The following is a 21,396-nucleotide window of genomic DNA, read 5'->3' on the forward strand; positions in this document are numbered from 1 at the left end:
AGGATGTCATAGCCTCAAATGGAGTGCTAAAACAACTGTTTACGTGTAGGCACTCCCTTACTTTTGAAAGATCAAAAGTAACAAAAATCTTAGATTCCCATACATTACGTCCTGTAATGATGGGAATCGGTGGCATCCATGCCACCTCACGATAGTGAATGCTTACACAAATTTCGTATTTCAAATAAAGCCAAGATAAAAATCGGAATTACGTGAATTTAGATAATTAAGGAGCACAGCAGCAATGAATAGTATCCCAGTGGTGGAACTGCATAGCTCCACAGAATTAAAAACGATGACTACGCAAACCACCTGTCCTTATTGTGGGGTTGGTTGTGGGGTGAGGGCTCATGTCAGCCATTCACCACAAGGCGTGCAGGTGAAAGTCGAAGGCGATGTGCAGCATCCAGCCAACTTTGGCAAACTGTGTATTAAAGGCAGCAATCTGGCCGATACCTTGGGGCTAGAGACACGGGTATTAACCCCAATGCTGGGCCGTAAGGACAACCGTCAGCCAACAGACTGGCAGACTGCCACCACCGAAATTGCGCAAAAATTCCAGCATTGTATTGAGCAATATGGCCCGGAAAGTATTGCTTTTTATGTTTCGGGGCAATTGCTGACCGAAGACTATTATGTGGTCAATAAATTTGTCAAAGGTTATTTGGGCACGGCTAATATTGATACCAACTCGCGGCTGTGTATGTCTTCTGCGGTGGCGGCGCATAAACGGGCCTTTGGCGAAGATCTGGTGCCTGCCAGCTATACAGATTTTGAACAGACCGAGATGGTGGTGCTGGTCGGTTCCAATACCGCCTGGTGCCATCCGGTTCTGTATCAGCGCATGTTGCAGGCCAAAGAACAGCGCAATCTGTTTGTGGTGGTGGTCGACCCACGCTTTACCGCGACCTGTGAAGCGGCCGATTTACATTTGCCGATTATGCTCGGGCAAGATGTGGCGCTGTTTAACGGCTTGCTGCAGTACTTACAGCAAAACGGTCATCAGGACCACAATTTTACCGCTGCCTATACCGAAGGCTTGCAGCAGGCGTTAGAAGCCAGCGCCGCGGAGCAGCAGCTGGAAAATGTGGCAGCGCGTACCGGGATTTCTGCCGAGAAATTACAGCTGTTTTTTGAAAAGTTTGCCCAGACTGACAAAGTCATGACCTTGTTTTCGATGGGGGTCAATCAGTCTTCACAAGGGGTGAATAAAGCCAATAGTATTATCAATTGCCATCTGTTAACAGGCAAAATTGGCAAGCCGGGCGCAGCACCGTTTTCCATGACCGGACAACCGAATGCCATGGGCGGGCGCGAGGTCGGTGGACTGGCCAATATGCTGGCCGCGCATCTGGATCTGGATCAGCCAGCCCATCAGCAGCTGGTACAGCAGTTCTGGAACAGTCCAAAAATTGCCACCCAAGCGGGGTTAAAAGCGGTCGATCTGTTTGAAGCGGTAGAAGCCGGGAAAATCAAGGCACTGTGGATTATGGCCACCAATCCGGTGGTGAGTTTACCTAATGCCGATCAGGTCAAACGCGCCTTGGCGCAATGTGATTTTGTGGTGGTGTCGGATATCTGTCAGGATACCGATAGCACTGCCTATGCCGATGTTTTATTACCAGCTTTGGGCTGGGGCGAAAAAGAAGGCAGTGTTACCAATTCCGAACGGCGCATTTCCAGACAGCGTGCCTTTTTGCCCGTACCGGGTCAGGCCAAGGCCGACTGGTGGGCGATCAGTCAGGTGGCCAAGGCCATGGGCTTTCGCGGTTTCGATTATCAGCATGTGCATGAGATTTTTCTGGAACATGCGGCTTTATCGGCCTGTGAAAATGGTCCGGTGACACAGCGTCAGGACTATCCGCTATTTCGCTACTTTAATTTAAGCGGTCTGAGCCAGCTAAGCCTGCAACAGTATGAACAGCTGCAGCCGTTGCAATGGCCAGTATTAACGCCTCAGCAGAATCCACCGGTGGAACAGCTGTTTACCCAGGGACAGTTTAGCTTTCCAAATGGCAAAGCCCGTTTTATTGCCACTCAGGCCATCGACCCGGTACATGGCGCTTGTGAAGATTATCCTCTCATTCTGAATACTGGCCGGATTCGTGACCAGTGGCACACCATGAGCCGTACCGGTTTATCGGCCAATTTAAGCACTCACAAAGCCGAGCCCTATTGTGAAATTCACCCCAATGATGCACTGAAATATGGCCTGAAAGATGGGGAACTGGTGGAGCTGAAATCCCGCTGGGGTAGTTGTGTATTGCGGGTTGAAGTTTCGACTGGTATTCGCCGTGGTCAGCTGTTTGTGCCCATTCACTGGAATGATCAGGTCGCTTCCGATGCGCGAATTGGAAAAGTGGTCAATCCGGTGGTGGATGCCATTTCCGGCGAACCCGAATTTAAACATACCCCGGTCAGCATCCAGCCATTTTATACCGACTGGCAGGGGGTGTTGTATATTCGCCATGGGCATGAAGCGGCAGTTCAGATTACTTTGGCGCAGGTAGCGTGGTGGAGCAAGATTCAGACCGCCAAAGCGGTTCGTTATGAACTGGCCGACCGGAAAAAATTTAAACATACCGCCGCACAGATTAAACAGCTGCTACAACTGGAAGATAGCTGCTTTGAATGGCTGCAGCTGGAAGATCCATCGGCATTCATCAGCCATAGTGTGGTGTTACAGGACGGGATTTTAATCGCCAGTCTGTATATTGCGCCCAACGCTTTATTGCCCGATCGGGACTGGGTCGCCAGCCTGTTTAAACGTGAGCGTTTAAGTGCCACGCATCGTAAAGCCTTGCTGGCCGGACAGGCCATGTCAGTACAGAACAATGAAGGACCGCTGGTATGTAGCTGCTTTAAAGTCGGCAAAAACCGCATCATCCAGACCATTCGGGAGCAGCAGTTAAGCCATGAAAAACAGATCACGGCCTGTTTAAAAGCTGGCGGCAATTGTGGCTCATGTTTACCGGAAATCCGTGGGCTGATTAAAGCCTGTCAGGTGGAGGAAATGCCATGAGTCGCAACTCCACCACCATTCAGATGGATTATCCTGCCACGGATCTGGTCATTCTGGCGGGCGGACAAGCCCGCCGCATGAATGGCATGAACAAGCTGCTACAAAAGTTTGATGATGATATCCAGCTGCTCAAAATCCAGCGGCGCTTTAAAACGGAAATTCAGCAATTGTGGATCAATAGCCATCGTGATCGTTCCATTTATGCCAGATTGCTGCCGCATCTGCATTGTTATCATGATGATGAAGGCGGTTTTCTAGGCCCGTTGATGGGCATGAAAAGCGCCTGGGGCCATGTACAGGCCGACTATGTGCTGTTTATTCCCTGTGATGTGACCTATATTCCGCCCGATGTGCTGCCACGGTTGCATCAGCGTCTGGCCAGACAGCCGCAGGCCGACGTGGCCTATGTGATGATGAACGGGCAGGCGCTGTATCCATTTTGTCTGATGAAACGCAGCAGTTTGCCCACACTTCGCGCGCATCTTGCACAACATCAGCGCAGTTTAAAGCATTGTTTCGCAGAAATGCATGCTCAGGTGGCAAAATTTAAAAATCGTGCGCTATTTTTTCACAGTATTAACTCGCTGGATGAACTGCAACAGTATCGTCAGCTGAAATTTCTTTAAAAATCATCTCATTTCTTCGCTTCTAGCATGTGCTGGGCAGAATTTAAACACTCTCTTTATCAAAAGCTCAAAGTTGGAACATTAATTGCAAATTCAAGCCTAAAGCGCGGCATGTGATCCGTGCAAACCTATTGCCCATTGCACAGCCATGAAGCAATTGCCCAGAGGATAACAGGCGTGATCAATCCCCAGATTCCCGTGAGACCCGCATATTTTCAGGATCAGTTTGGCCGGAGCAAACGCAAGCTGCGGATTTCTGTGACCGATCGTTGCAATTTTAAATGTGTCTACTGCATGCCTGAACATCCTGAATGGATGAAGAAACATCAGCTGCTGAGTTTTGAGGCCTTGCTGCAGTTTTGCCAGTTGATGGTTGAGCAGGGTATTCAGCATATCCGCATTACCGGCGGCGAACCGCTGATGCGCCAGGGTGTGGTGCATTTTATCCGGGATTTACAGCCACTACGCCAATTGGGTTTGGCGAGAATTTCCATGACCACAAATGGCCATTATCTGAGCCGCTATGCGCAGGAATTAAAACAGGCCGGTCTGGATGATTTAAATATCAGTCTGGACAGTTTAGATCCGCAGCAGTTTTTTACGCTAACCCAAAAACAGTTACAGCCGGTACTCGACGGGATTCAGGCCGCGCAGCAGGCGCATTTGCCCATCAAACTGAATAGCGTGCTAATCAAAGGCATTAATGACGACCAGATGGTGCCACTTTTGCAGTGGAGCAAAGCCGAGCAGATTCCGCTGCGTTTTATTGAATTTATGCCGCTGGATGGTGATGGTCACTGGAGCGCCGCGCATGTAGTCACCGAGCAGGAAATTTTGCAGCGCTTAAGCCAGCATTTTCCGGTCGAAGCCATCCACAGCCAAGGCGCGAATCCGGCACGGGAATATCGGGTCGATGGCCACCCGGTGGGGATTATTTCCACCATCAGCCATGCCTTTTGCGGCCAGTGTGACCGGTTGCGTTTAAGCGCCCAGGGTGAACTGTATAACTGTCTGTTTGCCGAACAGCCTGTACCCTTAAAAGCATTGATTGAACAGCTGCAGACTCACATGGCGCCCGCGGCACGTGAGCAGTTACTGCAGCAATTACAAAGCTATATCTGGCAGAAAAAAGCCGGCTTTCATGCCATTCATTCTCAAGCCACAACCACTGCCGGGAGCACCCGGAAAATCAGCATGTATATGATTGGAGGTTAAGTATGCACGATATCCTGATTCAGATTGAAGCCTTTGGCGCTGTAAAACAGGCGCTGCCAGAAACTATTCAGATGCAGTGCCTGCCCGGTACGGCCATTGCGGACTTGTTGCTGCAGTTAAACCACAGTTATCCAGCGGCAGCGTCTCTGGTCGAGCGGTGTGCCTGCGCGATTGGTGAAGATATTGTGCCGCGCCAGCAGACCTTGCAGCACAGTACCACGCTGGTGTTGCTGTCACCGGTGGCAGGAGGTTAAACGATGCAGCATATAAAACAGTTTGCCCGGATTCAGGATATGCCACTCAGCCAGTCCAGCTTCGATGAGATTCAGCAGTTTCCTGAATGTGGTGGCATTGGCATTTTTGTGGGCACAGTTCGCAACCATCATGAAGGTAAAGCGGTGCAGTCGCTGAAATATACCGCCTATGCACCGGTGGCAGAAAAAATGATCCGGCAGATTGAGCAGGAAATTCAGCAGCAATATGGCGTGTCTTATGTGCGGGTCATCCACCGGATTGGGGATTTAGCCATTGGTGAAACCGCAATTATTGCCATGGCGTATGCGCCGCATCGCCGTGAAGCCTTTCAGGCCTGCGAGGTGGCGGTGGAGCGGGTCAAACATGAAGTCCCGGTTTGGAAAGAAGAATTTTATTGCGATGGCAGCAGCCAGTATGTCGAAGGCTGTTGTATTCGTAAAGATCATCCACCAGTGGAAGCGAATACGCAAACCGATTGCTGCAATCACTCCCATGCAGGCGAAAACGCCTATCAATGGCCGCTTTAAATCCGATGTTAAGCCTAATTTTTTTAAATCAATAATTCCGGAATACCGTCATGAAAAATGTAGGCATGAAAGCCGAAACCTATCGTACTGCGGTGGCCAGTGCCATTTTATATGCGCCGCCGCATTGTATCGAGCTGCTGCGTCAGGGAAATACTGAAAAAGGCGATGCGCTGAAAACTGCGCGTATTGCCGGTATTCTGGCAGCCAAACGTACCGATGAGCTGATTCCGCTGTGCCATCCTTTACCCATTTATCGGGCCGATGTGGATTATGAACTGCATGAACAGCATGTCGAGATTATTGCCACGGTAGAAACTATTGGTCCGACCGGTGTCGAGATGGAAGCCTTAACCGCAGCCAGTCTGGCCGGACTGACCTTATACGACATGCTGAAACCGCATTGTGAACCGGAAGATTTGTGTCTGGATCAATGCAAATTACAGCAGAAAAAAGGCGGTAAATCCCATTTTAGCCGGGTCTTGGCGCAGCCGATGCCAGCCTCGGTGATTGTGCTGTCCGATACCGTCGCCGCGGGTAAAAAACCGGATACCGCCGGCCAGAATATTCTGGAAATATTGGCAGAGGCCAATTTCCAGCAGGTTCAGTATCAGGTGATTCCGGATAGCCCGGAACAGCTGCTGGCTTTAATTGAACAGCAGAAAAATCAGTATCCGCTGATTTTAACCGTCGGCGGCACCGGTCTTGGCCCGAAAGATTTAACCGTAGAAACCCTGGCTCCGCTATTAGAACGGGAAATTCCGGGGCTGATGGAAGCCTCGCGCAGTTTTGGCCAGAAACGCACGCCGTATGCGGCTTTAAGCCGTGGAGTCGCCGGCTATATCGAAAATAGTCTGGTGATGACTTTACCGGGCAGTCGTCAGGGGGCGAAGGAATCCTTGCTGGCGGTATTACCGGCCTTGGTGCATGTCTTTGATGTGCAGAAAAATATTCCACATGCAGGAGGCTATCAATAATGTCAGGTTGTGGTGTAGAAAGCGGGTTGATCAGTCTGGATCAAGCACTAGATAAGATGATTGCGGCAACACCCTGTCTGGAGGTGGAAACCCTGCAACTACAACAGGGCCTGCATCGCTATTTAGCTGAAGATATTTATGCGGGGATTGATCTGCCTTTATTTTCCCAAAGTGCAGTCGATGGTTATGCCCTGTGTAGCGATGGAGAGATAGCGCCAGGCGCGCAGTTCCAGTTGGTCGGTGAAATCCGGGCAGGTCAATCAGCCGATGTGACGCTGCAGCGTGGACAGGCGATGCGTATTTTTACCGGCGCGCCCATTCCTGCCGGTACCACCACGGTGGCACGTCAGGAAATTGTGCAGCGGATGTCTAGCCATCTGATTCAGCTAGAGACTGCGCTCAAACTGCATGCCGATATCCGGGATGTGGGCGAAGAAATTAGCCAAGGTCAGTTACTGGCATCAGCCGGACAATATTTAAATATCGGCGCAATTGCCGCCTTAAGCATGGCCGGTATTGATCAGGTACAGGTCTATCAGCAGCCTAAAGTTGCCGTGCTGATTACCGGCGATGAAGTCGCGCAGTCGGCTGCAGATCTGCAAGCAGGAAAAATTTTTGATGCCAATGCGCCTTTAATTGCATCCTGGTGTCAGGCACGGCATCAACCTGTGCATATTGTGCATGTGGAAGATAATGAAATTGCCTTAATCCGATACTTTCAGCAACTTCAGGAGGAGTATGATGTCATCATCAGCACTGGCGGAATTTCGGTTGGTGATTATGATTTTATCCGTCCGGTGGCTTTAAATGTAGGCTTTGAGCAGGTGTTCTGGAAAGTGAAACAGAAGCCGGGGAAACCGGTTTTTTTCGCCAGATACCGAAAATCGGCTAACAAATTTTGTCACTTATTGGCATTGCCGGGCAATCCTGCGGCGGTATATGTTGGAATCTCGATCTATACGCAAACTTTATTAGAAGTATTACAAGGGCAAAGTCAGCCGCCCGCGTGGTGGACAGGGCAAATACAACATGACTTAAAGCCCGATGCGAGAGAAAGGATTTTAAGAATGGCCGCCTGTTTTGAAGATGGGGTGTTGAAACTGCACAGTTTAGCCAAGCAGCAGTCGCATATGCTCAGTAATCTGATGTATGCCAACTGTCTGGTGCGTGTGCCGGCCCATCAGCCGATTCAAAAAGGCCAATGCTTAAAGGGAATATTCATACAGCATTGAGGGAGTGCGTTTTGAAGACCATCCAACTGGGTTTAATCTGTGTCGCCTTGTGCTTAAGCACATTCAGTCGAGCCAATTCCGTTCAGGTGTATGCAGCTGCAAGTCTGGGCCCGGCATTGACGGATGTGATTCGGCATTATCAGCTGCAACATCCAGAAGCCAAGATTGTACCGGTTTTTGGCACTTCATCGACCTTGGCCAAACATATTGTCCGCGGTGCAAAAGTCGATCTTTATTTTCCGGCCGATCAGGACTGGATGACCTATCTGGTGAAACGCAACAAGGTCAAAGCCAGTCAGGTCAAACCAATTATTTATAACCAGCTGGTGGCAATTGCCCTGAAAGATGCGCGGATTCCGTTTCGGGCGCATCCTACCTTTAATTTTCCTCAGGCCTTTACGGGCCGGCTGTGTACCGGACAGGTCGATTCGGTGGCGGTTGGAAAATATGCCAAACATAGTCTGACCAAGCTGGGCTGGTATAAACGGCTGGAAAAACGCATTATTGGCGCGTCGGATGCCCGGGCTGCTTTGGCCTTTGTCGAGCGCGGTGCCTGTCAGGTCGGCATTGTTTATCGCAGCGATGCCGTCAGTAGCGATAAAGTAAAAGTGCTGGGTGCGTTTCCGGTACAGACCCATCCGGACATTGTTTATACCGCGGCTTTAACCAAACAGGGTGAAAAGAATCGTCAGGCGGTCAAGTTCCGGCGCTATCTGGGTAGCGTCGCGGCTCACAAGATTTTTGTTCAACATGGTTTTCGTCCCTAGGTTGCTGCTTTGATGCTCAGTCCCGAAGAACTAAGTGGTTTATATCTGTCTGCTAAAGTGGCCAGTGTCGCGACCTTGTTTTGCCTGCCATTTGCAATTTGTCTGGGCTGGATGCTGGCACGCTATGAATTTCGCAGCAAGTTTTTGCTTGAAGCCATGTTACAACTGCCGATGGTTTTACCACCGGTAGTGCTGGGCTATGTATTGCTGGTGCTGTTTAGCCCGCAAGGCTGGATTGGACAGGTTTTGGCCCACTGGGGCATTGAGCTGGCGTTTAACTGGAAAGGCGCAGTACTGGCTGCCATGCTGGTGGCGTTTCCCTTGCTGGTTCAACCGATTCGTTTGTCTTTTCAAATGTTAAATCCACAGCTGGAACAGGTGGCAGCCTCACTTGGGGCTGCACCGCTGAAAGTCTTTTTCAGTATTAGCTTACCGCTGGTGCTGCCCGGGATTCTTATGGGCAGTATTCTGGGCTTTAGCCGCAGTCTGGGTGAATTTGGCGCCACCATTACCTTTGTTGGCAATATCCCGGATGAAACCCGCACCATTCCCATCGCTATTTATACGCTCATTCAACAGCCTGATGGCGAAGCTGCTGCCATGCGTCTGGTGCTGTTATCTACCGGCTTGGCTTTTGCCGCCTTGCTGGCCAATTATTTTATTTTGCACAGATATCAACGTAAATTGGGGCAAAACTGATGCTGGATTGTCAGATCGATTATCAGAATGCGCAGTTCAAATTACAGCTGCAGCTGACCTGTGCAGAGCAGATTGTCGGGATTCTGGGGCCCTCCGGTTCCGGGAAAACCAGCTTTCTGCATCTGCTGGCTGGACTGTTACGGCCGCAACAGGGCCGGATTGTGCTGAATCACCGTTTACTGCTCGATACCCAGCAGCAGGTGTTTGTGCCCGTGCATCAACGTAAAATTGCCCTGATTTTTCAAAAGGCCCTGTTATTTCCGCATTTGAATGTTGAGCAGAATTTAAGATATGCAGAAGGTTTACAGCCGCTGGCACAGCGTAAATTTGAGTTTGAGCAGATTGTTGAGTTGTTAGAACTATCTAAGCTGATTCGACGCAAAGCGCATCAATTATCCGGCGGGGAAGCACAGCGCGTTTCGATTGGCCGGGCTTTATTATCTGCACCGCAGTTATTGCTGCTGGATGAACCCTTAAGCGGACTGGATCAGCAGTTAAAACAGCAGATACTGCCATTTTTAAAACGCATTCAGCGCGAATTGCAGCTGGGCATGATCTATGTGACCCATCATCCGGAAGAATTGCTGGAACTTCAGGCCACGGTGTATCAAATGCAAAAAGTGCAGGGCATCAGCCGTTTACAACGGGACAATGTAGTACCTTTGATTCAGCCGGTTTTTTAAAGCTGGGCAATTTGCTGTTGTAGCTGCTCCATCTGCTCGGTTAACTGTTTCATCATGATTTGCGCAATCCGGGAAAGCTGCCGTTTCGGTGCCACACACAGGGCCAGCGTCAGTGGATATAAACCTTTGTCCTGAACCGGTTTAAAGATGGCTGTTTGATGTTCCAGGAGCGGCAGTGCATCTAAATAACTCATTAGCCCCAGCCCCAAATTCTGCTTTAACAATGACATTAACATGCGAATGTCATTACATTCGATGCGGCTACGCGGACTAAACTGATGGTGCTTATACAGCGCGCTGACATATTCATGAATAATCAGTGGGGGTGCTGGTATTAAATGGGCATAAGGCAAGGTATCGGAAAAATACAGCAGTGTTTGTTCTGCCAGAGGATGCTCAACCGGAATCACAAAACCCAGCGGAATTTCCACAAAAGCCACCACTTCTAAATGCGGATGCGCTTGCGGATTCAGCAGCAGGCCAAAATCCAGCTCCGCAGCCTGAATCATCTGCGCGACTTTTTCACTGTCCAGCACATGCACATGAAAATCAATCCAGGGATAATGCTGGCTCATGTGTTGCATCGACTGCAGCACAAAACTTTCGCTGAGCGCTGAAATTAAGCCAAATTCAATGCTGCCACGATGCAGGCCCTGAATTTCATCAAAACGGATGCGGGTCTGCTGAAATTCTTTGTGCCATTTTAATAGATCGGCATACAGCAACTCTCCGGCCAAAGTCAGCCGTAGCCCATGATTCAGACGTTCAAACAGCGCAATCCCGAGTTCCTGTTCGGCCAGTACAATTTGCCGATGCACGGCAGATACCGAAATAAACAGCTGCTCGGCTGCCTTGCGCAAGCTACCGGTTTGCGCCACCGCAATAAAATAGTCTGAAAAACGCGAAAACGGGGTATTCACTATTTAAAACCTGGCCAGCGTGATATTGATAGATTTTAAAAGAGCAAGATCTGCGCCAGTTCAGGCCAATTTTGACTAAAGTGTTCGAATTTTTAGAACAGATCATCAAAAACATTCTAATAGACAGAAAAAGCAGAAGCTCTTAATTTAAAACAGGAAATTAACAATAAACGACATGAGAAAACCGCGGATTTCCGTTTGTTCTTGACCCTGTATAGCTTAAAAGTGAGCCAGCCTATGAATGCGATTCCTGTAATCAACCTGTTTGCCCAACCCCATGACAGCCGCTTTGATGCCAGTGACTGGCATATTCTGGCGCAGCATTGGTATCCGGTGGCACGAATTCAGGATGTCAGCAGCCAGCCGCAACAGGTGACTTTATTGGATGTGAAAATGGCGCTGTACCGGACAGAAAGCGGTGACATCCAGCTGGTACGGGATATTTGCCCGCATCGCGGTGTGCCTTTAAGCAAAGGCTGGGTGGAGGGCGATGAAATTGTCTGTCCTTACCATGGGTTGCACTATAACCGGGCCGGCAAATGCACCAAAATTCCGGCCCAGCCCGACCTGACCCAGATTTCGGAGCGTTTTAGCCTGACCACGTTTCCGGTGGTGCTGAAATATGGTCTGGTCTGGACCAGCCTGTTCGGGCGGGATGAACAGGCAGCCAATTTTCCGGTGCTGGATACTTGGGAAGATGCTGAGCATCAATCCATTTTACCACCCAGTGTGGATATTGCCGGTTCTAGCGGCCGTCAGTTAGAAGGTTTTATTGATGTTGCACATTTTGCCTGGGTGCATCATCAGGCCTTTGCTGATCGGGACAATCCGGTGGTACCGAAATATCATACCGAACGCACTGACTATGGCCTGAAAAGTATCTATATTTCCAATGTCAGCAATTATCCGCATGGTATGCAGCATTTAGCACCCGAAGGCTTTTTATGGACGCGTGAATTTGATGTTTATCCACCTTTTGCAGCGACCTTGACCATTTATTTTCCGAATGATGGCATCTTGAAAATCTTAAATGCCTGTTGTCCGGTATCGGCCCATCAGACCCGGTTATTTGTGCCTTTAACCCGGAATTTTGATACCACCGGCGACCTGCAAGCAGTTTACGATTTTAATGCGCAGATTTTTGCCGAAGATCAGGACATGGTAGAAAGCCAGAAACCGGAAGAACTGCCGCTGGATTTAAGCATGGAAGCCCATTTTGAAGCAGATCGCGCATCGGCCTTATACCGCCGGATTCTGGCCGAATGGGGCCTAAGTAAACGCTATATCGTGTAGCAAATCTCATTGAATTGAAAGCGAGGAATTGAAAGTGAGCTTAAGCAGGACGACTGGCCTGATTGGATTTAAAGGCTTTATCCAGCACATGCCGGTGAATAAAACGCAGTTTGTCTTTTACCGGCTCGGTCAGTTTAAACGGATAGGCATCATCCAGCCCGATACTGCGATTCAGCGCATTCAGATTAAAGGTCAGGGCAATCCAGTTTTCTAAAATGTGTTCAATATCCTTGCCGCCAATCGGGCATTCGGTAAAGTACAGATTGGCCAGGGTACGGCCGTTACCTTGCACCCGGATTCCGGCAAAATAGGCGGTTTCCAAAGTATCCATCATGTGCAGATAATGCGCCCAGGTTTCAGCCCAGTCTTCCCAGGGATGGGTGGTGGCATAGGTGCTGATATAGCTGTCTTGCCAGTCGGAGGGCGGGCCTTGTTCATAATGGCGTTTGAGTGCCATGCCATAATCCTGACGTTCATCACCAAAATAGTAGCGGAATTCATCGACCAGTTCCGGATGGCGGTTTTGCATCACATCAAAATAATAATGGCCGCTTTCATGGCGAAAATGGCCAAGCAGGGTGCGGTAGTTTTCTCCCATGGTTACGCGCGTGGTTTCCCGGTACACCACATCGGCTTCAATGGCATTGAGGGTAATCAGACCATTGGCGTGGCCGGTCAGCACCGGTTGGCCTTCCATGGGCATTAAAAATTCATAGCGCAGGCCATAGCGGTCATCTTCAGAACGTTTTGGCCGCGGCATAATATTCATGCGCTGCGCCAGATATAAAAACCGCCGTTTAGCCTGTTCCAGATAACGCCAGTACTGGATATTTTCCGGTTCATCTAAATTGGGGATGGTGTGGGTAAGCTGGCAGGATTCGCAATAGATATTTTCATCATCGACAGGAATCATCCAGTTGCAGACCTGATAGTGACTATAATTAAAACAGGGCTTAAATTTCTGATTACGATAGCTTTCATTCAGGCTGCCCCATTCATTTTCGCTATCCTTACGAAAGGTGCCCATATCTTTTTCGGAGGCAACAAAGCCAATGGGCGCCTTGCAATATTCACAAAATGAGGCACCAAAAAAAATCTGCTGATGGCATACCGCACATTCAAAATACTTCATTCTTGGTCCTCAGCCTGCAGGATACGTCCATTTATCTAAACATAGATTGAGTCAGGAGGGTATTTGAAACCCGCTATAAAATTGTAGCAGATTTACAAAGTTGCCTGATGCGATCAGTCGCTTAGCCTCATTTTGAGTCGAAAAACCAGGTGGATGCAAACGGCAAGCATGTGCCTTGCAGTCATTGCATTCCGGATTAAAAGGAACATAAAAGCTGCAAATAGACAGAATTGGAGATTTATTCAGCAAAGCCACGGTAAATGAATGAAAAATGGTCGAATATGCGCCATGAAAGGAGTAGATTAAACCTTATTCCCGATCATATTTTTCATACTCGCATGGCCAGTACCTGGATTCTTTTTACCCTGATGGCTGCATTTATGCAGGCCTGGCGCAATGCCTTTCAAAAACAGCTCAGCATGACGGTCGACGTTTATGGCGTCACGCTGGCACGCTTTATTTTTGCCTTGCCGTTTGCGGTCGGTTATTTGAGTTTTTTATATCTGCAGCAGCCTGCCGCAACGCCGGTTAGCTTTAGCGGGAAATTCTGGCTGTATATTGCTGTGGCGGCTTTTTGCCAGATTCTGGCCACCATTCTCATGGTGCAGCTGTTCAAGCAGAAAAACTATGCCATTGGGGTCGGACTGGCCAAAAGCGAGGCGATTCTGGCGGCTTTAATTGGCGTGGCACTACTGGGCGAATATTTAAGTCTGCTGGGCTGGGTTGGCGTCGTATTAGGCGGCGTGGCAGTCTTTTTACTCAGTAAAGGGCCGGCCAATACCAAGCTTTCTGTCAGCACGTTGGCGATTGGGGTGGGCAGTGGTCTCAGTTTTGCCATTACCTCACTGCTGGTGCGTGAAGCGAGTCTGGAACTGGAGAATTTACCCTTTTTACATCGTGCCGGCTGGGTATTATGTTTTGTGATCGGGCTGCAATGTATCAGCATGTTGTTGTATTTGGGGCTGTTTAGCCGGCATACCTTACAGGCCATGTGGCAGCGACTGGGACTGACCTTTAAGGTGAGTATTTGCAGTTTTCTGGCCTCCCTTGGCTGGTTTAGTGCCATGAGTATGCAGACTGTGGCCTTGGTCAAAACTTTGGGACAGATTGAAATTCTATTTAGCTTGCTGATTTCTGCCTTTTTCTTTAAGGAAAAACTGGCCCGAACCGATCATCTGGGCTTGGTACTGGTGGTGATTGCCGCGATGCTGGTGATCTGGGCTTAAAGTTGAAGTAGATGGGCAGGGCATCTCAGTAGAATCATCAATCTTTTTAAAAATTGCCTAAAAACAAAAAAGATAATCCGGAGATTATCTTTTTTTAAATGCTTTCAACCGAGCTGGGTTTAGCGTTGAATAAACGCCTGCACCGCCTGATTAAAGGCTTCTGGCTGTTCAATATTGGAAATATGCGAAGCATTAATTTCAAACAGTTCAGCGTTGGCAATGCGTTGTTGCATAAATTCACCATCGGCTACAGTTGTTACCGGGTCTTGCTGACCAGCAACAATGAATACCGGTACCTGAATGTCTTTTAACTGTTCACGTACATCCGCTTTAGCCAAAGCTTCGCAGCAGCTTGCATAACCCTCAGGGCTGCCAGCTCCCAGGTCGTTTGAAAGAGTCGCTACAGTTGCTGCGTTACTTTGGATAAAGGGTTCGGTAAACCAACGACCCGCCGCCGTTGATGCAATAGGGGCCAAACCTTGTTCACGGACCAGTGCGGCACGCTCATTCCAGGCCTGTTCCTGACCAATTTTAGCGGCCGTATTACAGACCACAACATGGCTAAAACGTTCAGGCTTGTTAATTGCTAGCCACTGACCGGTCAAACCACCCATCGAAATCCCACAGAAGGCTGCTTTTTCAATATTTAAATGATCGAGCAGATTCACCACGTCTTGGCCGAGCTGGTCAAGCGTATATGGACCTTGTGGAGCAGAAGATGCGCCGTGACCACGGGTGTCATAGCAAATGACAAAAAAGTCCTGCTGGAAGTGGTCAATTTGCGGTTGCCACATTTTAAAGTTGGTACCTAGCGAGTTAGAAAATACCAGCGCAGGTTTTGTCGCATCACCAAAGGTTTGGTAATTAATTTCAGCATCTTGAGATGTAAATGTTGGCATTGAATCCCTCCCGACCTCCCTTTAAAAAAGGGAGGGGAAATTTAATTTGTTATCGTATCTTTAAACGCGTTCAATAATCAAAGCGATGCCTTGACCGACACCAATACACATTGAGCACAGGCCATATTTGCCGCCAGTGGCTTCCAGCTGGTTCAGGGCCGTGGTGACCAGACGCGCACCTGATGCACCGAGTGGATGACCCAGTGAAATGGCACCACCATTCGGGTTTACTTTCGCAGCTCCATCTTCCAGACCAAGGTCGCGGGTACACGCCAGTGCTTGAGCAGCAAAAGCTTCGTTTAGCTCAATGACATCCATCTGCTCTAACGTCAGACCGGTTTGGGCCAACAGTTTTTTAATGGCTGGCGCTGGACCAAAGCCCATGATACGTGGTTCCACACCCACCACAGTTGCACCAATAATTTTGGCACGTGGTTTTAAACCATATTCCGCTACCGCTTCATCAGAGGCAATTAATAATGCTGCTGCACCATCGTTAATACCTGAGGCATTACCAGCAGTCACGGTACCATCGGCTTTGACCACAGGTTTTAGCTTGGCCAAACCTTCTAACGTGGTTGATGCACGTGGATGCTCATCGGTATCGACCACAACTGGTTCGCCTTTACGCTGTGGAATCACTACAGGTACGATTTCATTTTTAAAGAAACCTTTGGCTTGTGCAGCAGCAGTACGTTGCTGGCTTTCAAACGCAAACTTGTCCTGATCTTCACGGTTAATGTTGAATTGTTCTGCCACATTTTCAGCAGTTTGAGGCATGGTTTCAACACCATACATTTCTTTGAGTTTCGGGTTAATGAAGCGCCAGCCCATGGTGGTGTCTTCAATTTTCTGGCTACGGCCATAGGCAGATTCAGATTTACCCATCACAAATGGCGCACGTGACATGCTTTCTACGCCACCCGCCACAATCAGATGTGCTTCACCAGCTTTAATGGTACGCGCTGCCATGGCAACTGCATCCAGTGATGAACCGCATAAACGGTTTAAGGTTGTTGCAGGCACCTGATGCGGCACACCCGCCAATAGCGCAGACATACGGCCGACGTTACGGTTGTCTTCACCGGCCTGGTTGGCACAGCCGTAAATCACGTCATCTACTTTTTCCCAGTTAACACTTGGGTTACGCTCCATCAGCGCCTGAATGGGAATGGCACCCAGGTCATCTGCACGTACAGGGGCAAGTCCGCCTGCGTAGCGACCGAATGGGGTGCGAATAGCATCAATGATATATGCGTTTTTCATTTTTTCTGTTTCCTAAATTCTTTTTTAATCCCCCTAAATCCCCCTTTAGAAAAGAGGGACTTTTCCTCCCTTGCTTGCGCTGAGTTTTTAAAGCCGTGCTTTAAAACTCGCTCAGGGAGGTTGGGAGGGATTACTTAACCCTGTGTCGCATCAATCAGCTTCGCACCGGTCAGGGATTGCAGCTCTTCAAATGACAGACCGTCAACTTTCTCAATCACTTTCATGCCTTCAGCAGTCACATCAATCACGCACAGGTCGGTATAAATACGATCTACACATTTCAGGCCAGTTGCTGGATAGCTCAGCTCCGCTACAATTTTCGGCTCGCCTTTTTTAGTCACGTGATCGGTAGTGATAAAGACTTTCTTGGCACCAACTGCAAGGTCCATTGCACCACCTACTGCAGGAATTGCATCCGGGGCACCAGTATGCCAGTTGGCCAGGTCACCATTTTCTGCAATCTGGAAGGCACCCAATACAGCGATGTCCAAGTGACCGCCACGCATCATCGCGAAAGAATCTCCATGATGGAAGAAACAGCCACCGGTTAGCATGGTTACATATTCTTTACCGGCATTGATCAGTTCCGGATCTTCTTCACCTGGCGCAGGTTTTGGACCAAAGGCCAATAAACCGTTTTCAGAATGCAGGAATACATCTTTATCTGCAGGCAGGTAGTTTGAAATTTTGGTTGGCAGGCCAATCCCGAGGTTGACATAGGCACCATCTGGAATGTCTTGGGCAACGCGTTCAGCAATCTGGTCACGTGTTAATTTGGTATAGCTCATCGTGTTCTCCTTCACGTATTTATGCTGATTGTTCAGGCTGTTTGGCAGCAACTGACACCACATGCTGTACAAAAATACCCGGAGTGATGATGTGCTCAGGATCAATCTCACCCAGTTCAACCACTTCTGCGACCTGTGCAATGGTGACATCTGCCGCCATGGCCATAATCGGGCCAAAGTTACGAGCAGATTTACGGTACACCAGGTTGCCCCAACGGTCGCCTTTGTAGGCTTTAATTAAAGCAAAATCGGCTTTAATCGGGTTTTCCAGAACGAATTCTTTGCCTTCGTAATTTAAGGTCGGTTTACCTTCAGCCAGTAAAGTACCAAAGCCAGTTGGGGTGTAGATTGGGCCTAAACCCATACCTGCAGCCTGAATACGGCAAGCCAGGTTACCTTGCGGCACCAGTTCCAGCTCGATTTTGCCAGCACGATACAGTTCATCAAAAATATAAGAGTCAGACTGACGAGGGAACGAGCAGATGATTTTACGTACAGCGCCTGCTTTGAGTAATTTGGCCAAACCGTAGTCGCCATTACCGGCATTGTTATTGACGATGACCAAATCCTTGATGCCCAGTTCAATCAGGCCATCAATCAGTTCAGCAGGCTGACCTGCTGTACCGAAACCACCAATCATGATGGTTGAACCATCTTTAATTTGAGAGAGCACATCTTTTAAAGATGCTGAGCTTTTATCAATCATAGTTGTTTCCTAGTCAAACAAACTTCATTGACCCGTGCTTTTGCTTGGGCTTGAAGGTGAGGTCAGTCCTGATAAACCGGTTCTGCTTAAAATGACATGAGCCAGAATACCCAGACAAATTCCCCAAAAAACTGAGCTGAGACCTAAAAACTGCATACCCGATGCAGTTGCCAGGAAGGTAATAAGTGCTGCGTCACGCTGGTTTTCCTGATGCATGGCGGCATTTAAATTGATGCCAATGGCTCCTAGAAGTGCCAGACCGGCCAATGCTGCCACCAATTCTTTCGGGAGCAGGCTAAACAGCATCACAATGCTGCCGGCAAATAAACCGCCTAAAATGTAGAACAGGCCGTTGGCAATCCCGGCGATATAGCGCTTTTCTTTCAGTTCATGCGCGTCTTTGCCCATGCACAGCGCGGCGGTAATTGAGGCCAGGACAATAGTGATCCCGCCAACACACGCCACCGCCAGCGAAGCGATACTGGTGGTGGTAATAATGGGTTTAGCCGGCGTGTCGTAGCCACTGAGCTTTAAAATGGCCATCCCCGGTAGAAACTGACCAGACAGGCTGACTAAAATCAGCGGTAAGGCCAGGTTAAGGGTCGAGTTCCAGGTCCATTCCGGCGCAATAAACTGCGGCACTGCCAGGCTAAAACTCATTTCGACCGGATTCATGGTGCCGAGCAACAGGCTCAGGCCAATTCCGGTCAATAGTACATACAGCATGGCATAGCGCGGACTAAAACGTTTGGCCAGTAAGAACACCAGCAACATGCCAAATACAATAAACGGCATGTTGTTACTGGCGGTAAACAGACCAAAGCCAAACTGGCACAAAATGCCGGCCATCATGCCTGCTGCAACTGCTTGCGGAATTAAGGCCAGCAATTTGTCGAAATAACCGGTAATCCCAATAATGAAAATCACCACGGCTGAGGTGATGTAGGCTGCAACGGCTTCGTTCAGGGAAATATCAGGAAAGAGGGTGACCAGCAAGGCCGTTCCGGGTGCCGACCAGGCGGTGACCACCGGAACTTTGAATTTAATTGAAAGGAAGATACCGGCAACGGCTGCGCCAATAGAAATGCCCCAAATCCATGAAATCATCATGGCATTGGACACTTGAGCCTGTTGGGCTGCCTGGAAGAAGATGATTAAAGGACCGGCATAGGAAATCAGTACAGCTAAAAATCCTGCAACTGTGGCTGATAAGGACCAGTCTTTTCTTAAGGTATCTAACAGGTGACTCATTGTTTGCCTCCGTGCAAGTCTGGCAATGATCCTGTACAAAAAAGATGATCAGGTTAACCCTGATCACCACCACCTACAGGTACAACCGTACCTGTCATGTACGATGATTCATCAGAAGCAAGGAATAAAATCGCATTCACTTGTTCCTGAATGGTGCCGTAGCGCCCCAAGAAAGTACGATCAATTGTTTGATCTACCACTTCTTGCATCCACGCTTGTTCTGATTCAGAAAGCGGGTTGGCATTACGTGGTACTTTGCGTGGTGGTGCTTCAGTGCCGCCTGTGGCAATTGCATTGACGCGAATACCGTCTTTGGCGTGTTCAAAGGCAAGGGAAGCGGTTAAGCCATTCACACCACCTTTTGAAGCCGAATACGGCACACGGTTAATACCACGTGTTGCAATAGAAGATACGTTTACAATCGTACCTTTTTGATTCTTAATCATTTCTGGCAACACGGCACGGCAGCACCATAGGGTTGGGAACAATGAACGATTCACTTCCTTGATAATTTCTTCTTCAGAAAATTCTTGGAAAGGTTTCATCCAGATTGCACCACCGACGTTGTTGATGAGTACATCTACACGGCCATAGGTATCGAGTGCTTTTGCAACGACAGATTCTGCACCTGCAAAAGTTTCAAGATTGGCTTTTACAGTAACAGCATCGCCACCAAGCTCTTCAATTTCAGCCAACACTTCTTCTACATAAGGAGAAAGGTCAGCCATGACTACTTGTGCGCCTTCGCTAGCCACTTGTAAAGCCACACCGCGACCAATGCCTTGAGCAGCACCAGTCACGATTACAACTTTGTTTTCAAATCTTTTTGAGCGATTCATTGTATTCTCCGACTATGTTTCTAGACTGTCTAACAAACTTAGTTGGCAGAGAATTTTTCAAATAGGAAGCTTGCAGGTTTAACACCTTCTGCATCTAACCAGCCACGTACCGCTTCTACCATTGGCACTGGACCACATAGGTAGATGTCTACATCACCACCGTTGAGCCATTCGTTTTCGATATGGCCAGTCACGTAACCTTTACGCTCGTGTGCAGATTCTGGATTTGCCACAACAGTGCGGTACTCGAACCAAGAGAATTTTTCTTGTAGTTCGTTTAATTTTTCAATTGCAACCAAGTCAAAGTCATTGGTCACACCAAAGACTAAACGTACAGGGTGCTCAGAACCTTTTTCTTCAAGCACTTGCAGCATAGACATAAATGGTGCAATACCCGTACCACCCGCTAACATCACCACAGGGCGTGCTACATTACGTAAGTAGAAGCTACCAAATGGACCCGTAAAGGTCATTTTGTCGCCAGCTTTAGCGTTTTGGCTTAAGAATTCGCTCATTTTGCCGTTTGGTACGTTACGTACCACAAAGCCAGTTAAGCGGTTGCCAGGCTTAGAGCTGAAAGAATACGAACGAGTTTCTGTTGTGCCTGGAATACCCACATTCACATATTGACCTGCAAGGAAGTGAATATCTGGTTGACCTTCATCTAACTGAATATCAAAGGTAATAGTCGAGTCAGATAAGTTTTCAACACGTGCCAATGTACCTTCAAATGCATGAATTTCAGTTTTACATACATCAGAAGTGGCTTGAATTTGGAATACTGCGTCTGAAGTTGGTTTACATTGGCATGCAAGAATATAGCCTTGTTCAGCTTCTTCTGGTGTCAATGCATCTTCAATATAAGTTTCTTCAGGCATGTCATACGAACCTGATTCACAAAACGCACGGCACGTTCCACATGCACCGTCACGGCAGTCCAAAGGAATATTGATCTTTTGACGGTAAGCTGCGTCTGACAGTGTTTCACCATCTGTAACAGAAATAAAACGTGTAACGCCATCTTCAAATTGAAGTGCAACATTGTGGTTTGACATGGCTGAATATCCTATAGAAAT

The 21,396-nt window shown here is 48.5% G+C and carries 21 protein-coding genes; 12 read left to right on the forward strand and 9 right to left on the reverse strand.

All coding sequences use genetic code 11. From position 1 onward, the window contains the following. Positions 1-244: 244 nt before the first annotated feature. The 10 genes from FTU54_RS07085 to FTU54_RS07130 all read left to right on the forward strand — a co-directional run bounded on the left by FTU54_RS07085 (position 245) and on the right by FTU54_RS07130 (position 10,000). Positions 245-3,022: a nitrate reductase gene (locus tag FTU54_RS07085; RefSeq protein ID WP_180074589.1), complete on the forward strand. Its 2,778-nt coding sequence runs from the start codon at positions 245-247 to the stop codon at positions 3,020-3,022. After that, on the forward strand, positions 3,019-3,648 hold the full coding sequence (locus FTU54_RS07090) for a molybdenum cofactor guanylyltransferase (protein WP_168397679.1): 630 nt from the start codon (positions 3,019-3,021) through the stop codon (positions 3,646-3,648). Before FTU54_RS07085 ends, FTU54_RS07090 begins: the two co-directional genes overlap by 4 nt. 180 nt (positions 3,649-3,828) lie before the next feature. Then, positions 3,829-4,863, forward strand: a complete 1,035-nt coding sequence (gene moaA, locus FTU54_RS07095) for a GTP 3',8-cyclase MoaA (protein ID WP_373685790.1) — start codon at positions 3,829-3,831, stop codon at positions 4,861-4,863. Positions 4,864-4,865: 2 nt separating this feature from the next. Then, positions 4,866-5,117 (forward strand): MoaD/ThiS family protein, encoded by a 252-nt coding sequence (locus FTU54_RS07100; protein ID WP_016658102.1) that lies wholly within the window; start codon positions 4,866-4,868, stop codon positions 5,115-5,117. 3 nt (positions 5,118-5,120) lie between these two features. Next, positions 5,121-5,645, forward strand: a complete 525-nt coding sequence (locus FTU54_RS07105) for a molybdenum cofactor biosynthesis protein MoaE (protein ID WP_180074591.1) — start codon at positions 5,121-5,123, stop codon at positions 5,643-5,645. A gap of 50 nt (positions 5,646-5,695) precedes the next feature. Next, positions 5,696-6,619, forward strand: a complete 924-nt coding sequence (gene moaCB, locus FTU54_RS07110) for a bifunctional molybdenum cofactor biosynthesis protein MoaC/MoaB (protein WP_005178124.1) — start codon at positions 5,696-5,698, stop codon at positions 6,617-6,619. After that, positions 6,619-7,851, forward strand: coding sequence for a molybdopterin molybdotransferase MoeA (locus tag FTU54_RS07115; protein WP_180074592.1), 1,233 nt, complete (start codon positions 6,619-6,621; stop codon positions 7,849-7,851). The genes moaCB and FTU54_RS07115 overlap by 1 nt, the downstream gene beginning before the upstream one ends. Positions 7,852-7,862: 11 nt before the next feature. Then, positions 7,863-8,618, forward strand: coding sequence for a molybdate ABC transporter substrate-binding protein (modA, locus tag FTU54_RS07120; protein WP_160243147.1), 756 nt, complete (start codon positions 7,863-7,865; stop codon positions 8,616-8,618). Positions 8,619-8,630: 12 nt separating this feature from the next. After that, positions 8,631-9,317: a molybdate ABC transporter permease subunit gene (gene modB / locus FTU54_RS07125; RefSeq protein ID WP_075166595.1), complete on the forward strand. Its 687-nt coding sequence runs from the start codon at positions 8,631-8,633 to the stop codon at positions 9,315-9,317. Further along, positions 9,317-10,000, forward strand: a complete 684-nt coding sequence (locus FTU54_RS07130; RefSeq protein ID WP_104498799.1) for an ATP-binding cassette domain-containing protein — start codon at positions 9,317-9,319, stop codon at positions 9,998-10,000. Before modB ends, FTU54_RS07130 begins: the two co-directional genes overlap by 1 nt. Here FTU54_RS07130 and FTU54_RS07135 read toward each other — a convergent pair. Next, a complete protein-coding gene (locus tag FTU54_RS07135) occupies positions 9,997-10,920 on the reverse strand; it encodes a LysR family transcriptional regulator (RefSeq protein ID WP_180074593.1) in 924 nt (307 codons plus the stop codon). The genes FTU54_RS07130 and FTU54_RS07135 overlap by 4 nt on opposite strands. A gap of 237 nt (positions 10,921-11,157) precedes the next feature. Between FTU54_RS07135 and FTU54_RS07140 the strand changes: the two genes are divergently transcribed. Continuing rightward, entirely contained in the window at positions 11,158-12,213 is a 1,056-nt protein-coding gene (locus tag FTU54_RS07140) for an aromatic ring-hydroxylating dioxygenase subunit alpha (RefSeq protein ID WP_104470185.1), read from the forward strand. A 40-nt stretch (positions 12,214-12,253) separates the two neighbouring features. Here FTU54_RS07140 and FTU54_RS07145 read toward each other — a convergent pair whose 3' ends face one another. Next, positions 12,254-13,345 carry a putative zinc-binding metallopeptidase gene (locus FTU54_RS07145; protein ID WP_180074594.1) on the reverse strand — a complete coding sequence of 364 codons (1,092 nt, stop codon included), beginning with the start codon at positions 13,343-13,345 and terminating at the stop codon, positions 12,254-12,256. Between the two features lie 338 nt (positions 13,346-13,683). Here FTU54_RS07145 and FTU54_RS07150 point away from each other — a divergent pair, with 338 nt between their 5' ends. After that, entirely contained in the window at positions 13,684-14,571 is an 888-nt protein-coding gene (locus tag FTU54_RS07150) for a DMT family transporter (protein ID WP_005178106.1), read from the forward strand. Positions 14,572-14,690: 119 nt separating this feature from the next. Here the strand turns inward: FTU54_RS07150 and pcaD are convergent, their stop codons facing one another. From pcaD to benC, 7 genes are all read right to left on the reverse strand, one after another. Next, positions 14,691-15,470, reverse strand: a complete 780-nt coding sequence (gene pcaD, locus FTU54_RS07155) for a 3-oxoadipate enol-lactonase (protein ID WP_005178103.1) — start codon at positions 15,468-15,470, stop codon at positions 14,691-14,693. A 60-nt stretch (positions 15,471-15,530) separates the two neighbouring features. Further along, positions 15,531-16,736 (reverse strand): 3-oxoadipyl-CoA thiolase, encoded by a 1,206-nt coding sequence (gene pcaF, locus FTU54_RS07160; RefSeq protein ID WP_016658114.1) that lies wholly within the window; start codon positions 16,734-16,736, stop codon positions 15,531-15,533. Positions 16,737-16,870: 134 nt separating this feature from the next. Next, the gene (locus FTU54_RS07165) at positions 16,871-17,524 is read right to left on the reverse strand and encodes a 3-oxoacid CoA-transferase subunit B (RefSeq protein WP_016658115.1); all 654 of its coding nucleotides are present in this window, start codon (positions 17,522-17,524) and stop codon (positions 16,871-16,873) included. Between the two features lie 19 nt (positions 17,525-17,543). Continuing rightward, entirely contained in the window at positions 17,544-18,230 is a 687-nt protein-coding gene (locus FTU54_RS07170) for a 3-oxoacid CoA-transferase subunit A (RefSeq protein WP_180074595.1), read from the reverse strand. Positions 18,231-18,254: 24 nt separating this feature from the next. Next, entirely contained in the window at positions 18,255-19,481 is a 1,227-nt protein-coding gene (benE, locus tag FTU54_RS07175) for a benzoate/H(+) symporter BenE (RefSeq protein ID WP_087662389.1), read from the reverse strand. 53 nt (positions 19,482-19,534) lie between these two features. Next, positions 19,535-20,320 (reverse strand): benzoate diol dehydrogenase BenD, encoded by a 786-nt coding sequence (gene benD, locus FTU54_RS07180; protein ID WP_160241299.1) that lies wholly within the window; start codon positions 20,318-20,320, stop codon positions 19,535-19,537. A 38-nt stretch (positions 20,321-20,358) separates the two neighbouring features. Continuing rightward, a complete protein-coding gene (gene benC, locus FTU54_RS07185) occupies positions 20,359-21,375 on the reverse strand; it encodes a benzoate 1,2-dioxygenase electron transfer component BenC (protein WP_019837573.1) in 1,017 nt (338 codons plus the stop codon). Between the last annotated feature and the right edge of the window lie 21 nt (positions 21,376-21,396).

It is taken from the genome of Acinetobacter sp. YH12116 (assembly GCF_013418895.1).
Lineage (GTDB): Bacteria > Pseudomonadota > Gammaproteobacteria > Pseudomonadales > Moraxellaceae > Acinetobacter > Acinetobacter indicus.